We start from the raw sequence: 924 nt of genomic DNA on the forward strand, positions 1-924 counted from the left end.
CCGACCCGGCGGGCGAGACGCAGCCGGACGCCGTCCCGGAACCCGAACCCGTGAGGTGACGACCTACACCCCAGCGAAGGCGGCCCCCTCCAGGAGGCCGCCTGATCGGCGCTGACCTCGCCGAGGCCATCATGCTCATCGTCGTACTGCCCTTGTGGCGGGACCTGGCGAAGGGTTTCGCGATCAGTGAGCTGGGAGAGGAACTCCGGGCTGACCGCCTTGACTTCGACACCGAGCGCGGGCGCCTCCTGCACGCCCTCGGGCTCGCGCCCGTCTCCGAGGAGGAGGCAGCCGCTCGCCTGCTGACCGTGGCTGCACGCACGGCCCCGGACTACATACCCCGCGTACCGGACGGCGATCACCTGCCGTACGAGCTTCTTTTCAGCGGTGGGCCCGCGTAGCAGAGCCAGCCCTTGCCTCCCGTCCGTCATGCCCGGACATCGACCGCCCAGGCATCCGTCTGCGGTTGCCGCAACGTCTTCGGCCTGATCGCGCTCAGTCCGTCATCCCGATCTTCCGCAAACAGCGCACGTTGCCTCGCCTGCAATCCGCCGCTCACCGCGGCCAAGCGGTCAGCAAATCGCCGGAGCCGTAAGCGGCTGGTGAGGGCGGCCCGGTGTCGGTGGAGAGCTGCCCGGTCGTGCCGGTCGAAGGGTGACTGCTCCAGCCACTTGGTGGAGCCGACGAAGATCAGCTCCTTGGCAACGGGAGCACGGCCGGCGGGCAGCGTCGCGGTCTGCTGCACGATCGGGTGGCATCTGAAATGGCTTGCCCAGTAGGGCGGGTGGGAAGGATGTCGCTGTTCCCACGCCATATCCGGAAGAGTTCCGCGAGGACGTAATGCGGGTCGCGAGGCGCCGCAGATGACGCTCCAGGGCCCATGACCGGATCCGAAACGCAAGAAAGCCCCGCACCATACGGTGC

General features: G+C 68.4%; 1 protein-coding gene and 1 pseudogene. One reads left to right on the forward strand and one right to left on the reverse strand.

The genetic code is table 11. The features are described 5' to 3' along the window. The first annotated feature begins 131 nt into the window (after positions 1–131). Positions 132–401 carry a hypothetical protein gene (locus tag K7G59_RS34370; protein WP_225840666.1) on the forward strand — a complete coding sequence of 90 codons (270 nt, stop codon included), beginning with the start codon at positions 132–134 and terminating at the stop codon, positions 399–401. A gap of 154 nt (positions 402–555) precedes the next feature. On the opposite strand, the pseudogene K7G59_RS35515 reads toward K7G59_RS34370, so the two are convergent. Further along, a pseudogene (locus K7G59_RS35515) lies at positions 556–721 on the reverse strand (ATP-binding protein); the annotation flags it as partial. Positions 722–924 lie beyond the last annotated feature (203 nt).

This window comes from Streptomyces sp. NK08204, assembly GCF_020400585.1.
Classification (GTDB): domain Bacteria; phylum Actinomycetota; class Actinomycetes; order Streptomycetales; family Streptomycetaceae; genus Streptomyces.

What these genes read in the sequence shown, in the direction of transcription:
- K7G59_RS34370 (WP_225840666.1), top strand. Translation starts at nt 132, where the DNA reads ATGCTCATCGTCGTACTGCCCTTGTGGCGGGACCTGGCGAAGGGTTTC.